Annotated in this window: 15 protein-coding genes; 5 read left to right on the plus strand and 10 right to left on the minus strand. The window is 56.8% G+C overall.

What is annotated here, in order from left to right:
- Positions 1–14: 14 nt before the first annotated feature.
- On the minus strand, positions 15–992 hold the full coding sequence (locus PSR63_RS01460) for a hypothetical protein (RefSeq protein WP_274330105.1): 978 nt from the start codon (positions 990–992) through the stop codon (positions 15–17).
- A 441-nt stretch (positions 993–1,433) separates the two neighbouring features.
- Between PSR63_RS01460 and PSR63_RS01465 the strand changes: the two genes are divergently transcribed.
- From PSR63_RS01465 to PSR63_RS01475, 3 genes are all read left to right on the plus strand, one after another.
- Positions 1,434–1,856, plus strand: a complete 423-nt coding sequence (locus PSR63_RS01465) for a hypothetical protein (RefSeq protein ID WP_274330107.1) — start codon at positions 1,434–1,436, stop codon at positions 1,854–1,856.
- 89 nt (positions 1,857–1,945) lie between these two features.
- On the plus strand, positions 1,946–2,908 hold the full coding sequence (locus PSR63_RS01470) for a DUF1559 domain-containing protein (RefSeq protein WP_274330109.1): 963 nt from the start codon (positions 1,946–1,948) through the stop codon (positions 2,906–2,908).
- Positions 2,909–3,063: 155 nt separating this feature from the next.
- A complete protein-coding gene (locus PSR63_RS01475) occupies positions 3,064–5,049 on the plus strand; it encodes a hypothetical protein (protein WP_274330111.1) in 1,986 nt (661 codons plus the stop codon).
- A 7-nt stretch (positions 5,050–5,056) separates the two neighbouring features.
- Here PSR63_RS01475 and PSR63_RS01480 read toward each other — a convergent pair whose 3' ends face one another.
- The 6 genes from PSR63_RS01480 to PSR63_RS01505 all read right to left on the minus strand — a co-directional run bounded on the left by PSR63_RS01480 (position 5,057) and on the right by PSR63_RS01505 (position 10,121).
- Positions 5,057–5,752 (minus strand): SGNH/GDSL hydrolase family protein, encoded by a 696-nt coding sequence (locus PSR63_RS01480; protein ID WP_274330113.1) that lies wholly within the window; start codon positions 5,750–5,752, stop codon positions 5,057–5,059.
- Between the two features lie 207 nt (positions 5,753–5,959).
- Positions 5,960–6,274, minus strand: coding sequence for a hypothetical protein (locus PSR63_RS01485; protein ID WP_274330115.1), 315 nt, complete (start codon positions 6,272–6,274; stop codon positions 5,960–5,962).
- A 278-nt stretch (positions 6,275–6,552) separates the two neighbouring features.
- The gene (locus PSR63_RS01490; protein ID WP_274330117.1) at positions 6,553–6,981 is read right to left on the minus strand and encodes a carboxypeptidase-like regulatory domain-containing protein; all 429 of its coding nucleotides are present in this window, start codon (positions 6,979–6,981) and stop codon (positions 6,553–6,555) included.
- 54 nt (positions 6,982–7,035) lie between these two features.
- Positions 7,036–8,046: a DUF1559 domain-containing protein gene (locus PSR63_RS01495; RefSeq protein ID WP_274330119.1), complete on the minus strand. Its 1,011-nt coding sequence runs from the start codon at positions 8,044–8,046 to the stop codon at positions 7,036–7,038.
- Between the two features lie 478 nt (positions 8,047–8,524).
- Positions 8,525–8,983 carry a carboxypeptidase-like regulatory domain-containing protein gene (locus PSR63_RS01500; protein ID WP_274330121.1) on the minus strand — a complete coding sequence of 153 codons (459 nt, stop codon included), beginning with the start codon at positions 8,981–8,983 and terminating at the stop codon, positions 8,525–8,527.
- A 136-nt stretch (positions 8,984–9,119) separates the two neighbouring features.
- The gene (locus PSR63_RS01505) at positions 9,120–10,121 is read right to left on the minus strand and encodes a DUF1559 domain-containing protein (RefSeq protein WP_274330123.1); all 1,002 of its coding nucleotides are present in this window, start codon (positions 10,119–10,121) and stop codon (positions 9,120–9,122) included.
- 432 nt (positions 10,122–10,553) lie between these two features.
- On the opposite strand from PSR63_RS01505, the gene surE reads away from it, so the two are divergent.
- Complete coding sequence (gene surE / locus PSR63_RS01510; RefSeq protein WP_274330125.1) at positions 10,554–11,327, plus strand: 5'/3'-nucleotidase SurE; 774 nt, start codon at positions 10,554–10,556, stop codon at positions 11,325–11,327.
- 118 nt (positions 11,328–11,445) lie between these two features.
- Entirely contained in the window at positions 11,446–11,979 is a 534-nt protein-coding gene (locus PSR63_RS01515) for a hypothetical protein (RefSeq protein ID WP_274330127.1), read from the plus strand.
- Positions 11,980–12,006: 27 nt separating this feature from the next.
- Here PSR63_RS01515 and PSR63_RS01520 read toward each other — a convergent pair whose 3' ends face one another.
- From PSR63_RS01520 to PSR63_RS01530, 3 genes are all read right to left on the minus strand, one after another.
- A complete protein-coding gene (locus tag PSR63_RS01520) occupies positions 12,007–13,425 on the minus strand; it encodes a sulfatase-like hydrolase/transferase (protein WP_274330130.1) in 1,419 nt (472 codons plus the stop codon).
- Between the two features lie 85 nt (positions 13,426–13,510).
- Complete coding sequence (locus PSR63_RS01525) at positions 13,511–14,305, minus strand: tetratricopeptide repeat protein (RefSeq protein WP_274330132.1); 795 nt, start codon at positions 14,303–14,305, stop codon at positions 13,511–13,513.
- Positions 14,274–14,675 (minus strand): hypothetical protein, encoded by a 402-nt coding sequence (locus PSR63_RS01530; RefSeq protein WP_274330134.1) that lies wholly within the window; start codon positions 14,673–14,675, stop codon positions 14,274–14,276. The genes PSR63_RS01525 and PSR63_RS01530 overlap by 32 nt, the downstream gene beginning before the upstream one ends.
- Positions 14,676–14,885 lie beyond the last annotated feature (210 nt).

A 14,885-nucleotide genomic window follows, 5' to 3' on the forward strand; every position in this document is an offset into this window, starting at 1 on the left:
TGAGGATTCGCTGACTACCAGCCGTGCGGAATCGGCCAGCCGATCTTTTGGGAATCAACCTCGACCATGCGTGTCTGCGCGTTGCCGCCCAACTCTTGGAACATGCCTGGGTCGTGAACCAGCGGCAGGCGGTTGCCATTGGCGGCGTCGGCAAACTCCAGCAGGCAGTGCCCAATATCGCCTCCTTCAATTTGCCACCGGATCGCATGGCTACCGCCGGCCAGTTCCAGGACGTGCTCGCTGACCTTCTTGCGATCGTCCCCCAAGGTTTCGATCACCTTGCCATCGAGCGACAGCGTTGCGTAGCCCCGGTTACTCGATCCGCCTGCGTGTCGCACGCGTACGGTAAGTTCCTTCGGCAGACGCAGTTCGCCACGGAAGTCGATCTGGATGCCATCTGACGGCAGGTCCGCATGGTCGAGCAGCGATGGTGCCAGGACCTTTCCGTTGTTGTAGTGGAACGCCACGCCGGTGGCCTTATTCTCGATCGTAGCCATGCCAATCAGACCTGGCGATGCCTGTGAGTTATCGCCGGGCAAATCGCTTGAAGACTGGGGTGGGGCATCACGAAGATCGAACGTCACGGTCACGTCATAGGTGGAACGACCATTGGGACTGTCGACCAGGTGGATCACGATATGGTCGTCGAACGTTTCCAACGCGGCCGTATCGCGACCTTGATGCACCGTCATGCGGGCCGAGGCAAAGTCGACTGGCTCGTTCAGCAGCGACCGATGCACTTTCTCGGCCAGGGTAGGGGAGCCTTGCGGATTCCACCCGGCATCGTTGATGGTCACGCGGGTCGGCCACGCCCAGTGACGGTGGACCCATAACGTCTCCTGCTCGCTGATGATCAAACGGTCACTTCCGTCGACATCGGCCACAATACGCAGCGAAATCGTTCCATCGGCAGGTTCCGCCCCCTCCATCGATGCGATGCCCAGGCCCAGGGTGAGAACAGCCAAGAAGGCGGCTTGAATCGGTTTCATCATGGTTCTCCCGTGCGATGCATCCAACTGGCGACTCGTGTTGCAGACTCGTTAGTGAGACGAACCAGTCAGGGAGACGGTTTTGCGGTCGCCGTCGACGTGGCATGGCCTCAACCTTCAGGGGGTAGGCAAAGAATCTCCCGATACGCAATGCCCCCGGCGAACAAGCCCTGAAATGGCCTGAAGGGGGCCGAATTTCGCCAAATTGCCCAATCTGCGGGTGACAATATTTCGTAAGCCAATGAGGCACAAGTTCATTTGAATTTTCTCTTTTTCCTGATATTATCCAGTGACACTACCCCTCTTCTTGATGGTCAGCTTTGCGCATTTTCCTTTTCAAATCGCCAAATTGAGCCAACCAACGTCTTGTCACATGAGGTTGCCATGACTCTGAATTGCAGACTTTTCTCTTGGCATGGAGCCAAGAATCACCTGGTTTTACCCATGGTGTTGTCAGTCAGTCTTCTTTGCTTGACGCTCACTGGCTGCGGCAGTGGTCGGACAACGGCCGGTTCCACGGCTTCCGGCGTCGTGACCATCGAAGGCGTCCCGCTGGACAGCGGGACGATTGCCTTTTCGCCAGTCGGCCGAGGCTCGTCTGCATTCGGACGCATCAATTCCGACGGAACCTACAGCGTCGAGACCGACGCCCAAACCATTGGGCTGGCTCCCGGCGACTACCAGGTTGCCATCTATTACGAACCGACAGAAACGGAAGATGCCCAAGGCAATGTGATCGTCGGAGCTAATCCTCTCGCCAAGAAGTACGGCGACTTTGATCGTTCCGGTTTAACCGTCACCGCCACCGAGGGAGATAACACGTGGGACTTTGATCTCGAACCCAAGAAGGCTCGTCGCAATAAGTAAGTCCTTTTCATTTGGTGGCCTGCTGCCAATTTCTCAGCGGGCAGACTGTTCTCTTCTCTTTTCTTATCGTGAATTCACAAGGAGTTGTCATGTCTCATACTTCGTCTCGAAGGCATGCGTTCACGCTCGTGGAACTACTGGTCGTGATTGCCATTATCGGCGTGCTGATCGCGCTGCTATTGCCGGCGGTCCAGCAAGCCCGTGAAGCAGCACGGCGGATGCAATGCACCAACAACCTCAAGCAGTTGGGGCTGGCGATGCATAACTACCATGACGTGATCGGCAGCATGCCGTCTGCGTATGTGTTTACCGGCGACACGTCGCACGATCGAATCGCGCTGTGGGCTTGGGGAGCCATGATTGCCCCTTACATCGAACAGAATTCGGCCTACGATCGCTTACAAGTCAGCAGCAATACGGCCGTGGACGCAGTCAACAAGAACGCCAAGCGGAAGGTGATTCAAACCCCGCTTTCCGCGGTACGCTGCCCATCGGACGCTGGCCCTGAGAAGCACAACGGCTCGATTGCCGCTCGCAAGTATCGCGACACGATCGCCGATGTGAATCGCCACGGAATCGTTTCCAACTACGTGGTGAACAATAGCAGCGGACAGATTCGCAACTTTCGCGGCACCCCCAACAGCGATGCCGATGGCGTCTTCTATCGTAATAGCGATACCTCGTTCCGCGATTTCGTCGATGGCACTACGAACACGATCATCATCGGCGAACGCAGTTACCTCCATCCACTTGCCGGGAACAATGAACCGCAAGGGGCGATGTTCTGGGGAACGAGTGGGTATTTCGATGCCGATGGCAAGGGGCTCGGCTCTGTGTCCGCAGGCGGCCATCGTAAGATCAATTGTCCCGAGAATAACCAATGCCGCCGCTCCTACACCAGCATGCACCCCGGCGGCGCGCAGTTTTGCTTGGGGGATGGCTCGGTCCGCTTTATCCCGGAAACGATCGAGCACAACACCAACGCCAACGTGAACTCGACGTTTGAGTTCCTGCTTTCCATCCGCGATGGCAACGTCATAGGCGAATTCTAAATCGCCTGTAGATATCGGCTGGCATGGCCCCGGACAAGAAGCCGGGGCCATGGACCTGGGAAACCTCCGTTTGCAATTCTCACCGCCTTGCGAGTGAATCGTGGTATCCTAGCCCAAGCTAGTCATCACGTCGTATCGCTCTCGGGAGAACCCGCATGCTCGGCCGCATTCTCATCGGCACAATGCTCTTGGTGCTTGCCGGCTCGGGGCATTCGCTCGCGCAGGAAAACGATCACTGGCGAGTCACCGTTCAGGATGTTGCCCTGCTGCCGCTGGCCGTTTCTGCAGACGGTACATTAGCTGCTGGCCGGGGAAAGTGGGCCAAGCACCTCTTTCATGTGGTTAATCAAGAGTCGTCGCAGGTCTTGCTGACCGTCCACATGCCGCGGGACATCCAAGCCGTCGCGATTGCTGGCAGCGGTGATTGGTTCGTGGTTTCCACCACCGAGCACATCTATCGCATTGACTTGAACGATGGCTCGCCTCGACGGCTACTGGAAGGGGTGACGGGGGCTTTGGCCATCGATCCAGCCGACGAGAAACTCGCCGTGCTGGGCAATCTTAAGGTACCACTTCCGGCGACTCGTTCATTCGGCGGTGACGTGGCAAAGTTGGGCGTCTTTGACCTGAAGCTTGGTCAGTGGATCGCCCAGATCGACACGCCGGTAAGGACAAACTTCGTGGTGGCATTTGACGGCGATGAGGTCATCGCGGCAGGCACCGGTGGCAATATCCGCAGCCGAAAAGCACAAGGGTATGACTGTCATGCGCAGCTAAACCTCAGCACCGGAAAGATCCGGCAGGGATTCGGGCCCGATCGATATGACGATCGCATGAACCCTCCACAGGCAGATCCTGAATATAAATTTCCCCCATCCATCGAGCGATGGAAGACGGAAATTGCGGCTGCGATGCCTCGTACTCAAGAAGGCCGTTCGCAGTATTCGGCTCATCGAGTCGGTTTCCCCGGAGGCGTGTGGGCCTTGGTAGCCGACGACCAACGCATCGCTTCAGTGATGGATCATGGCGACGCACAGCGAAGCTTGTTGACCATTCCCTCCACCGGAAATCTCAGCGTACGTGATGGCAAGGTTCCTTCGAGCGTGGACGTCTGTCGTGGTCGACTTCTGCACGAATCGGCTGGTCACGTCACCGACTTGGAGACAGGCCAGGAAGTCCTGACGCTGCCCCAGTTCAAGTACAACCCGAAAGAAAAGAATCAGTGGACGCTCTTCGTCGGGCCTGGCTGGCTGGTTCGAGATCGCGATCAGTTGAGCTACTACGCGCCAGAGAAGAGCGCCCCCGTCTGGCAGCGAGAAGCCCCCGAAGGTTTTGATCGCCCCACGGTAACCTTCTCGCCAGATGCAAGTCGCTTCACGGCGGCCGTACGTGATACAGAAGAACTGGTCACCATCTTTTCGGCAAGCGATGGAAAAGTGATTCAGCGAATCATGCGTACCTCGGAAAAAGACGCACACGAGTACATTTCGTCCGTTGCTTTCAATCGCGATGGAAGCGAGCTTCTGGTTCAGCATTACCTCAATCGCCGAGGCTCGACACAAAGATCCCTACGGCTCTACGATCTTTCCAGCGGCCAAATCAAATACGAACGTGTGCTTGGCGAAAAGGAGTATCTCGACGGCCCCGTCAATGCTGGCAGCGGCTGGATGCTTGGCTCGTATGGTTACTCGCTGTACGTCGACCAGAACTACGCCGAGACGAAACTCCCTTTCGATCAGATTGATTCAGCCGAACCCATTCCCGATACGCCAGTCACGACCTTCCTGGTGGCAAACGACTATCAGCAAGGGGGCGTGGTAACGCTAAATGGGCAAGTCCCCCAAACATGGCAAGGCCGCGAGGCGAGCGTCGCTTTCGGCGGAAGAGTGATTGCGAGGTCGACCGGCACGAGCGAAATCGAACTGCTCGATGCACAGACCTTCGCCCCTTTTGCCTGGGTCCACGTGATTCGTTTGGAAAAAGGCTTCGGCTGGATCGCCTATACGCCAGACGGCTACTGGGACGCTTCCCCTGGCGTCGAGAAGTTTGTGCTGGTGACGAAAAATGGAAGCGTCGCCCAACCAGCGGAAGTGCAGTCGCGACGCGTTCTGTCGCTCTTGCAGACGCGGATGCCGAAGTGATTGGCCGCTACTGCTCGGCCTTGACCGCCGCCAGAATCTGCTTGGCCACGGCCTGGGCCAGGCGGTCGCGACCGGCGTCGTTGTAGTGGACGTCGTCTTCCCCTTTCTGGTACTTGGCTCGGTCGTCGCCGATGACCTCGTACAGGTTATTGATCGTCACGCCGTGCTTGTTCATCACGGCGATGGCCGCATCGTTGAACTCCTTGGCCCGGTCTTCACTCACGACGAACTTCACCTTCTTCTCAGGCCCAATACAGGGAGGCGTTGTGACGCCGAAGATGAGCGCCGCGTCGGTCTTGGCCTTCAGCTTGGTGACGATCGTGTCCAGGCTCTTCGCGTACGACTCTGGCGTGGCTTTCACCGGCTGACTCCAACCGTACCAATCCCACAGACCGAAGTTGAAGTGCACGATATCCCACTTCGAATCACCGATCCACTCGTCGATATGCTCGGCCCCGAACGCGGACCAGCGGCAGTTGGTATTGGGCCGATGAACGTTGGCTTTGCCGTCCAATAGCTTCCGTACTCGCGGCGTGTAACCGATGGAGATCGAGTCCCCCACAATCAACACGCGGGGTAGCCCTTCCTGATCAGACGGATTGGCAAACGCATCGTAAAACGGATCAGGCTTGGCTTTCTCTTGAGCCAGAACCGGGGAGACACAGAGACTGCACAGCAGTAGAGCTAGAAGCCAGGTTCGCATGAGGTTAGTTTCCGATCGGTGGGACTTGCTTCGAGGAAGAGAATCTCGCTAGGCCAAGTCTAACCGCCTGGATCGGAGGATCAAGCGATGGTCCAAGCGTTAAAGGATTCCATCTGGTTCAATCTCCCTCGGTGTGCCCCTGCCGCCCCCGGCAGTGTGAAGCGGAGAGTTGTATTGAACAGATTCACTAGCTACCTTTCCAAAACCTCACTGGTCGCGTTTATTCGGATCTTCGAAGAGCTGGAACTTCACGCCGTCTCTCTCCCCTTCGACAATCGGACGAATATCGAATTGATCGCGATATTCCGAGATCAAGGAGGCAATACTACGGTTGTTGAAGCGATCATAGAGCCCTTGCTTGCCATGCATGCCGACGATATCGAGCATCAGCACACTGATCGGCACTCTCAAGTCACTAGGCATCTTTGGCATGAGATTGTTGACGGCACGGATGATCTTTTCTGGATCATCGCATTCAACAATGAGTAATTCTAGCGGGTCGGCAGGTTGGTCGCTGGTCATTCGTTTCACGTCGATCGATGATTATGGCTTGGAGAAGAGCCCACATAATCTCACGGTCGGCAGCACGATTCAAGCGATAGTAAGAACTTCCCCGAATTCGCACTGCCGAGGGCGGCACTGGCACACACATGTGAGTTAAGCAGAGCATGCCAGAGAAACGGCTCAGATTCGAAAGCGGAAAGCGGGCCGAGCAATGGCTTCCTTCGTTCTGCCAAACGAGGGAAATTTGCTCGAGCCCGCCACCTGTCGTACGCGAGTCGTAGGGGTCGTACGACGAATTACTTCTTCGGCGGTTCGACGGTGAAGTCGATCTTATTGCTTCCAGGGGTGACCTCGGCGGTGAGCTCCGAGGTACGAATGTCAGCGTACTTGTCGTGTACCAGCGACTTTGAGGTGGCCACCGAGCGGCCATTGCGACCGTCGCCGCCGGCGGTGCTGATCTTCGAGACGATCGCGACCTGGTAATGACCGACCGGGGCACCGTCGCCAGGCTCGACCGAGGAAAGCTCGTACGAGCCATCCGGGGCGATGCGGGACGAAGCACTGATCGGCGGACTGACCGACGTGAAGGTGATCCGACCGCCGGAAACAACCTGGCCATCGGTGGTCGTGATGACGCCGGTTACGGTCGAGTTATCCGACGAGCCGCAGCCGACCAGCGGCACGATCGCCACCAAAGCAAAAAGAAGAATGCTAAAACGTTTCATGGTCATACTCATTTGAATGGATTGCTGGCAGGAATTCGTCATTTCAAACGAGCGTTACGGAAGCGAGTTGACTTCGCCGTCGTTGCACATGACCAGGCGTTCCAGAACAACCTGGCTGAGCGTCGGGGCGATCGTCTGCACGGCACCGTCGGCCATCAACATGTTGACCACGTTGCCCGAGTGCCAGCTGCCCAATTGCGGTTCGCCTGCATTATGCAGGTTGTAGATCACGTCTTGCGGACCCTTGGCAAAACCACGACCACGCACCGGCAGCAGCACGCCGTGAGCACGTCCCCAGCTACCGAAGTTGAAGATCACGCCGTCACGTTCGCCATTTTCAGGCGTGCAGCAAGCACCCAGCTTTTCAGCCGGAACATGCTTTTCGGCGAACAGAGCCGTGTTGCTCAGACCATCGGTGACACGAGCGAACGAGTCGCGACCGCTCCAGGTGGTGACCGTATCGGAGTCGAGGTTCGGAATGTAGCTGAAATTCGTCTTGGCCATCCGCAACGCCTGACGCTGATTCGACTGGCTGGTGTCGTTGTGCAGGTTCCATTCGTCCCAACCGGTGTTGCCGCCGTGGTAGGTCAGAATCCCGTAGTCGTACGCTGCGAACCCGGTGCCTTGGTAGTGACCACCGCCGTCGCCGTTCATTTCACGAGCCGAGCGGGAAGGGCACATGAAGACGCTCAGTCCCTTGGCACCATCGGAGGTCAACGCGGTCAGGCTGACGCCTTGGTCAGGCTGGCCCATGGTATCGAGCTGGTTGTACAGGTTGTCTTGCTCCAGGTACGGCAGCAACAGCGAAAACGCTGAGTGGCCTTCCTTAGCGATGGCCAGAGGGACCATCTTGTCATACGTGTCGTGAAAATTGTGTACGGCCAGACCGAGCTGCTTCATGTTGCTGGTGCACTGCATACGGCGAGCTGCTTCACGAGCTTGCTGCACGGCCGGCAAGAGCAGGGCGATCAACACACCGATGATGGCAATCACCACCAACAGTTCGACCAGGGTAAAACCACGTCGCATCGCGCGACCGCTGAAAGCACTAGTGACACAAGACATTGGCAGGAACCTTTGATTTAGGTGGTTGATGAATGCGACGGCCACCCTACGCAAGCGTCTCATTCATCACATTTTCTTACTAAGCCCGACTGGTAAGAGTCAGGAAAAAGCCGAAGCAATCGATCACTAAGACGCCTTACGGAGAGTTGCGCGGGATTAGGTGGCAAACAAGACAGTCAACCTGGCAGTTAATCCTCGCTGAGTGCGTCAAGCGATTTATTTAGTTTAGATTTGCGGGTTCAGACTGAAAATGAAACATTGCACAGCCACCCCACACACTTTCACTTTTAAAGAATTTGCAACAAACACTACAAAAAACATGACAGGGCGGATCAGCGCTACGGCTACCCGCAGGCAGCTCTGGCATTAAATACAGAAAGCGGGCCGAGCGAATCCTTCTTTGTCTCTGCCAAACAAGGAAGACTGCTCGGACCCGCCACCTGTCGTACACGAAGCGTAAGGGTCGTACGTAAGCGTTTTACTTCGGGCCTTCGACCTGGAAGTTAATCTCGTTGCGACCAAGCTTCACTTCTGCAGTGAGCCCGGACGAGGCCGAGTTGCCATACTTTGGGTGAATGAGCGGCTTGGGCATCGTTCCTACCCGGCGGGAATTGGCCTGTCGACCACGATCTTTGGTCGAAGTTTCGGTAATTTCGACTGCGCGTTGGTCCCGCTGCATGGCCGTGATGGTGACCTGGTAGTTTCCTTCCGGGGCGCCATCGTTCATTTCGTAGGTGGAAAGCTCGTATGTGCCGTCGGCGTTGATCGATCCGTTGGCACTGAGGTTCAGTTCTTTCGAGGTGAAGATGATTCGCCCGTTGGTAACCGGCGTTCCGTCTTCCAAAGTGACCGTTCCGGTAACCGAGCTTCCGCCGGCTCCGCAACCGGTCGCTGCGACGAGCAAGGCACCCACCGCGAATGTGCCGATCCAGTTCATGATATGTCTTGTCCTAAATGATGGGTAAGTGAAGAAAGACCGTTGGTTGAAAGTGCAGGCGTATGCCGGGGGCTTCCGCTGCTGCACTTTCACTTGGTAACTGTGCGAGACCGCATAGGGCCTCTACTTTCTTCCCTTACGGGAGGGTCAGGACTTGGCCGTCGTTGCAACGCACCAGGTTGTGGAGCGTATCCTGGTCCACGGTCACTGGAATGGTGCGGACGGAACCGTCGGCGATCAGGAAGTGAACCACGCCTGGGTGCCAGCTTCCGACGGTTGGCGAGCCAGCCGAGACGACGTCGGTCACAACATGGTTCGGACCACGAGCCAGCGGACGATTCTTAACGGGACCGGCAGCCATCACTTCACGATCACCCCAAGGGCCGTTGAAGAAGAAGAAACCGTCCGTTTCGCCATTGCCAGCGTTGCAGCACTTGCCAAGCTTTTCGACTGGAACGTGCTTTTCGCCAAACAGAGCCGTGTTGCTCAAGCCGTCGGTAACGCGGCTGAACTGATCGCGAGGCTTCCAGCTGCTGATGGCAAGCGGCCACGCACCGGGAGTCGTCTTGGCCATACGCAACGCTTGATCTTGTTCGTCCAGGTTTTGCCAGAACGAGAATTCGTTCCATTGGTCGCTGTTACGTGAGTAGGACAGGATGGTGTAGTCGTACGCTCCGAACTTGTGCCCGGCGACTTCCAGGCCCGATTCACGCTGAGGACGCGATGGGCACATGTAGACGCTGATGTTCTTGGCACCTTCCTGCGAGAAGACAGCTCGGTTGTTGGTCGCGCCACTGGCCGAGTCGTCTGCTTCTGGCCAGACGCGGATGTCCATCTGATCGTAGAGCGAACCTTGCTCGATGTATGGCAACAGGAACGACCAGGTCGTGTGACCCCACTGGAACGCAACCGAAGGTGGCATGCCGTTGTAGGTGTCATGGAAGTTGTGAACCGCCAGCCCCATTTGCTTCATGTTGTTCGAGCACTGCATACGGCGAGCGGCTTCGCGGGCCTGTTGCACAGCCGGCAACAGTAGGGCGATCAGCACCCCAATGATGGCGATCACCACCAGCAGTTCGACCAGGGTAAAACCACGCCGCGATGGGCGAGATACGACTGGAGCGGTAGCTAGAGACATTGGCAGGAACCTTTGCTTCAGAGTTCGATGATCGCGACGACCGCCAAAATCAGCGAGGCGATTCCATCAGGGTTTCTAATAAACCCTCGACAGATGTAAGTAAGAAAAAACTCGCAGCAAACTGTTGCTGCTTCGCCTAGCGTTGAGATGGCCTTGGTTATTTGATCAGCAAGGATGCCGACCTGGCAGTTAACCGCGACTTCATTCGTCAAGTGATTTGTTTATTTTAGTTTTTCTTTCCCTCGTAACCCATGAAACATTGCACAACGATGCCACACAGTTTCACCTGTAAATTCACGCGGCAGGCTGTCGTAAAAGCTCTCCTCCCTGGCACCACGCGACGGCTGGCGCGAATCGTTAAGCCTTGGTGAGGCACATGTACCGACGTTCAAATTGCCGTAAGATGAAAGAAAAACCCGAGGTGGAACCACGATGAAAATACTTCTAGCGAACGACGACGGCATTTACGCTCCTGGCTTGGCGGCCATGGAAAAGGCCCTGCAAGCCATTGGCGATGTTACCGTGATTGCTCCCGCTACCGAGCAAAGCGGAGTAGGGCACTCGATTACTTTTCTATCACCCCTGGTCTGCAAAGAGATCTACGATGGCGACCGGCGAAGAGGGTACGCCGTGGAAGGGAGCCCGGCCGACTGCGTGAAACTGGGCGTTGTCGAACTGATGGACGAGCGACCGGACCTGATTGTCAGCGGGATCAATGGCGGACTGAACGCTGGGATCAACGTGCTGTACTCCGGTACGGTCGGCGCGGCGATCGAAGGGGCGTTCTTTGGGATCACCAGCATCGCGGTTTCCCTGGAATGGGACGAACACGCTCGGTTCGACCGGGCAGCTGAGATGGCTCGGCAGATCATCAGCCAGATTCTCGAGCACAAGTCGAGCTCTCCCAGGCTGTATAACCTGAACATTCCCACCCCCGCCACGAAGTTACCGCCTGGTGAGGCGGAGCTAAAGATCGTGCCGATGGGCGTGGCTCGGTACGGCGAGCACTTCATCAAACGGAAAGACCCCCGAAACCGGGACTATTACTGGGCTACTGGCGATCCGCCGCCCGAACACGGCGAGGAAGAAACCGATCTCTCGGCACTTGAAAAAGGGTATCTGACCCTCACGCCGCTGCACTTCGACATGACCGAACGTGCGCAAATCGATGAAATGAAGCCTTGGAATCTGGAAGTCCTTGATTAGGGTAGAAGTACCCCGATTCACTTTTCATTTTTTTACCGGCAACTGAAGCCGGCGTCGAAGTGCGCACCCCGTGCGTGGATGGATTCCGCGTCGCTGCGCGTGTTTGATCGACATTGCCATGTTTGTACGAAAAGTGACTCTGCTCGGACTTCTGTCCGTGGCTGCCATCGCCGTATTCGCTAATGTAGCTACCGCCAACGATTGGCTGCTCGCCCCTAGCTACTACAGCCACGACCCGCAAACCGGAGAGCGTGCCGCGCAGTATTCTCGTCCGCAGCCAGCGTACGTGTACGAGAACCCGACCTATCTGAAGTCTGGCTATCACCACCGCCGCTCGACCATCCGAACCGGTGACGGAAGCCTGGATCAATTGCACGTGGTCGAAGAATGGGGCCGCCCGGTACGTCCGTATGGCGAATGGGAACGCCCGTTCCGTCCCTACTCGGTTCCTTATCAACTGTGGGGGCCGCCTTACGGTGGTTTAGGTCCGATCTACCAGAACTTCCCCTATCAGTATCCATTCCCGACACCACTGCCAGGCCCTGGTGGTCCCGGCGGTCCCGGTCCAGGTGGACCAGGACATGGTGGTGGACATAACGGTGGCCAGGGTGGCGGCCAACACGGCGGCTACGGGGGCAACCACTCGATCTAGATGTGGCTTCCAGCCAGCCAATAGAGACTACTTCGCTTCCGCGTACCAGTCGGGAGCGTTGGCCGTTGCTTCGTCATACTTATCGAGCAAGGCCTTCTTCAGCTTGCTGACGATCTCAGGATGATCGGCCGCAACGTCTTTGGTTTCGGCGATGTCCTCGGTCAGGTTGTAGAGCTCGAATGTCTTGAATTTCGCGTTGCGAATCATCGAGTAGTCACCTTTCTGGTAGGCGGCTCCCGGTTTGACTTCGCCTTGGTCCCACAGGGCGACCAGCTTCCAGTCGCCATCTCGCACAGCTACCTTCGCATCGTTGTAGGCTCGATAGTAATGCCAGAACAGCGGCTTGGTTCGCTCGACCGTCTCGCCACGCATCAGGCCAACCAGGCTGGTTCCATCGAGCTTGGCGCCGGCCGGGATGTTGGCTCCGCCTAGTTCGCAGAAGGTCGGCAGGATATCGAGCGAGCAAACCGGCACGTCTGACTCGGTCCCGGCTTCTAGCTTCCCGGGGAAGCGGGCAATGCCGGGCACACGAATCCCGCCTTCGTAGATGTGCAGTTTCATCCCCCGCAGTGGTCCCGGCGAACCATGCGATCGCCACGCATTTCGGTAACGGTCGAGCGTCTCAGGCCCATTGTCGCTGGTGAACAGCACAAGCGTGTTGTCGGCCACGCCCAGCTTGTCGATCGTCTCCATCAAGCGGCCAACAGCCTGGTCCATGTTCGTGACGTTCGCGTAATACAGTGCTTCGCCCCGCTTGTCGGCGTCGGGGTAGGTCTTCACCAGGTCGTCCGGCGAAGCGATTGGCTCGTGCGGTTCATGGAACGTAACCAGGGCGAAGAACGGCTTACCGTCCTCTTTGATGTCTTCCAGCCAGTGGCTGGCCTCGTTGACCACCACTTGGCAGGAAAAGTCGTCGGTCGGGCCGACCTTCTCGCCGTTGCGGACAAAGTTGACTGGCTTCTCATGCGAAGGGGACGCGTTGTTCTGCGTGGCGAACCAATAGTCGAATCCCAGGTCATTTGGTTGCGGCTGATTGGGGGAATTGAACATTCCGTTGCAGTGCCACTTGCCGAACAGTCCGGTTTGGTAGCCAGCTTCTTTCAACAGCTTGGCGACGGTGATCTCGTTGGCCTGGACGTGCATCGGCGAGCCACCAGGGATCCAATCGTAGATGCCAACCTGGGTCGGCGTTTGCCCAGTAACCAGGCCGGCTCGCGAGGGGGAACAAACCGGGGCGGCACTGTAGCAAGACGTGAAACGTACGCCCTGGGAAGCCAGCTTGTTGAGGCTTGGCGTTTTGATCGATGGATGGCCGTAGCACTCCAGGTCGCCATAGCCGAGATCGTCGCACTGAATGACCAGGAAATTCGGACGCTGCTGGGCGCCTGCCGTTTGCTGGACAACAACCAATAGAAGCAGCGCAAGGAAAAGGGAGATTCGCTTCATGAGATGCATCTCGATCGGTGGGAGGAAGAAGAGAGGGACATGTGTGGAGTGCAAGTCCCAGGATAACGCGGCGCGGGCCGAAAAGCTACTTTTGGCCGCCGGCCGGCTTGTTTTGGCGATTAATGACATCGCGATACCCAATGCCGGCCGTCGCCCACATGTAGGTACTGATCCGCGAAGGCCCGGCCTCGAGCAGCTTCGGATCCGCCGCCATCTTCAGGTATTTGGCAGCCAGGTCATCTTTGCCTTCGGCGACATAGTACAGCCCGACGTAAAGCAGCGTGTAGAAACGATAACCAGCGGCGGCTTCCCCGGTAAGCTTGGTCGCTTCCATCTGCTCAAGTAGTTTCTCCGGCGTGACGTTGCCGCGGTACATCTCTAATGCTTCCTGCAGGCCTGGCCGTGGGTCGCGTTCTATTGGGATCAGCGTTTCGCGTGCTTTGGCGAGCCCCTTGGACTTGGCCAGGCAGAGGTATCGCCAGACCGAGTTCTCGACGTCCTGATCGTGGTAGTTTTGATAGTCGAGAAACTGCTTGGCTCCGTCGGCGTAGTCGCCAGCGTAGTAGCAAGAGATGCCCCGTTCCCACAAGCTGTCGCTACGGCCAGGCTGAAGCTTGATGAGTTGGTCGAAGTCTTTTACCGACTGGCGAAAGTTCTCGGCCATGTAGTTCTCAGTGGCGCGATAATAATAGAGATTCGGAAGGTCAGGCTTCATCTCGATCATCTGGTTAAGCAGCGAAATCGCCTGCTTGTGATCGTCTTTGTCCAGTGCCTCGCGGAGCTTCGTGTTCAGCTGGTCGAATGTCTGCTCTTGAGCGAACCCAAAAGCCGGGCAGAGAAGCAGAAGACTAAGGACAATCAAACAGCGGGACCAAGTCACCGTATTCTCTTTGCACATCTTGAACGATCCGTTGCATGGGCTTTCGGCGGATACGTCGCTGGGCTTCTTCTAACAGGCACCAGCGATAGCGAAAGTCGACCGGGCCGGTCGCATCGGAATGCTTACCCATATATTCAAATACATGGGCTTTGATGACCCCGGGCTCTTCGTTTCGCGAGCGACGCAGCGTGGCGACAGGGTTAGATGCTAGCGAACGAACCTTAAGATGCCAACGGTCTTGGATATGATGGACGATCTTGTGATGATCAGAATGATCGGGCAAACAGAAGTCGGGAAACGACCATCGTGCACGCTCTTGGTCTGACTTGAGCCAGAACTCCATTCCCAGTGACGTTCGACGAACGACCACAGCACAGATCCATTTTCCCTGGGGCATTCGAGGTGATACTAAGAAAAAGTCCAGTAGCAGAGAAATAAACCATGCAGCCCATTAGCGGGTCCCTCTACGATGGTACTGCACACTAAGCGTATCGGCAACGATTCAGAATACAAAACAGGAATTTTCTAGAAATTGCCACCTGAGCGAGGGTGCAGACCATCGACATCCTGGTGCTTTTGG

Origin of the sequence: Bremerella sp. P1 (assembly GCF_028748185.1) — a bacterium.
Lineage (GTDB): Bacteria > Planctomycetota > Planctomycetia > Pirellulales > Pirellulaceae > Bremerella.

Coding starts and splice junctions, on each gene's coding strand:
- PSR63_RS01475 (WP_274330111.1), top strand. CDS start 3,064: ATGCTCGGCCGCATTCTCATCGGCACAATGCTCTTGGTGCTTGCCGGC.
- PSR63_RS01465 (WP_274330107.1), top strand. CDS start 1,434: ATGGTGTTGTCAGTCAGTCTTCTTTGCTTGACGCTCACTGGCTGCGGC.
- PSR63_RS01520 (WP_274330130.1), bottom strand. CDS start 13,425: ATGAAGCGAATCTCCCTTTTCCTTGCGCTGCTTCTATTGGTTGTTGTC.
- PSR63_RS01485 (WP_274330115.1), bottom strand. CDS start 6,274: ATGACCAGCGACCAACCTGCCGACCCGCTAGAATTACTCATTGTTGAA.
- PSR63_RS01490 (WP_274330117.1), bottom strand. CDS start 6,981: ATGAAACGTTTTAGCATTCTTCTTTTTGCTTTGGTGGCGATCGTGCCG.
- PSR63_RS01495 (WP_274330119.1), bottom strand. CDS start 8,046: ATGTCTTGTGTCACTAGTGCTTTCAGCGGTCGCGCGATGCGACGTGGT.
- PSR63_RS01480 (WP_274330113.1), bottom strand. CDS start 5,752: ATGCGAACCTGGCTTCTAGCTCTACTGCTGTGCAGTCTCTGTGTCTCC.
- surE (WP_274330125.1), top strand. CDS start 10,554: ATGAAAATACTTCTAGCGAACGACGACGGCATTTACGCTCCTGGCTTG.
- PSR63_RS01470 (WP_274330109.1), top strand. CDS start 1,946: ATGTCTCATACTTCGTCTCGAAGGCATGCGTTCACGCTCGTGGAACTA.
- PSR63_RS01505 (WP_274330123.1), bottom strand. CDS start 10,121: ATGTCTCTAGCTACCGCTCCAGTCGTATCTCGCCCATCGCGGCGTGGT.
- PSR63_RS01500 (WP_274330121.1), bottom strand. CDS start 8,983: ATGAACTGGATCGGCACATTCGCGGTGGGTGCCTTGCTCGTCGCAGCG.
- PSR63_RS01515 (WP_274330127.1), top strand. CDS start 11,446: ATGTTTGTACGAAAAGTGACTCTGCTCGGACTTCTGTCCGTGGCTGCC.
- PSR63_RS01460 (WP_274330105.1), bottom strand. CDS start 992: ATGATGAAACCGATTCAAGCCGCCTTCTTGGCTGTTCTCACCCTGGGC.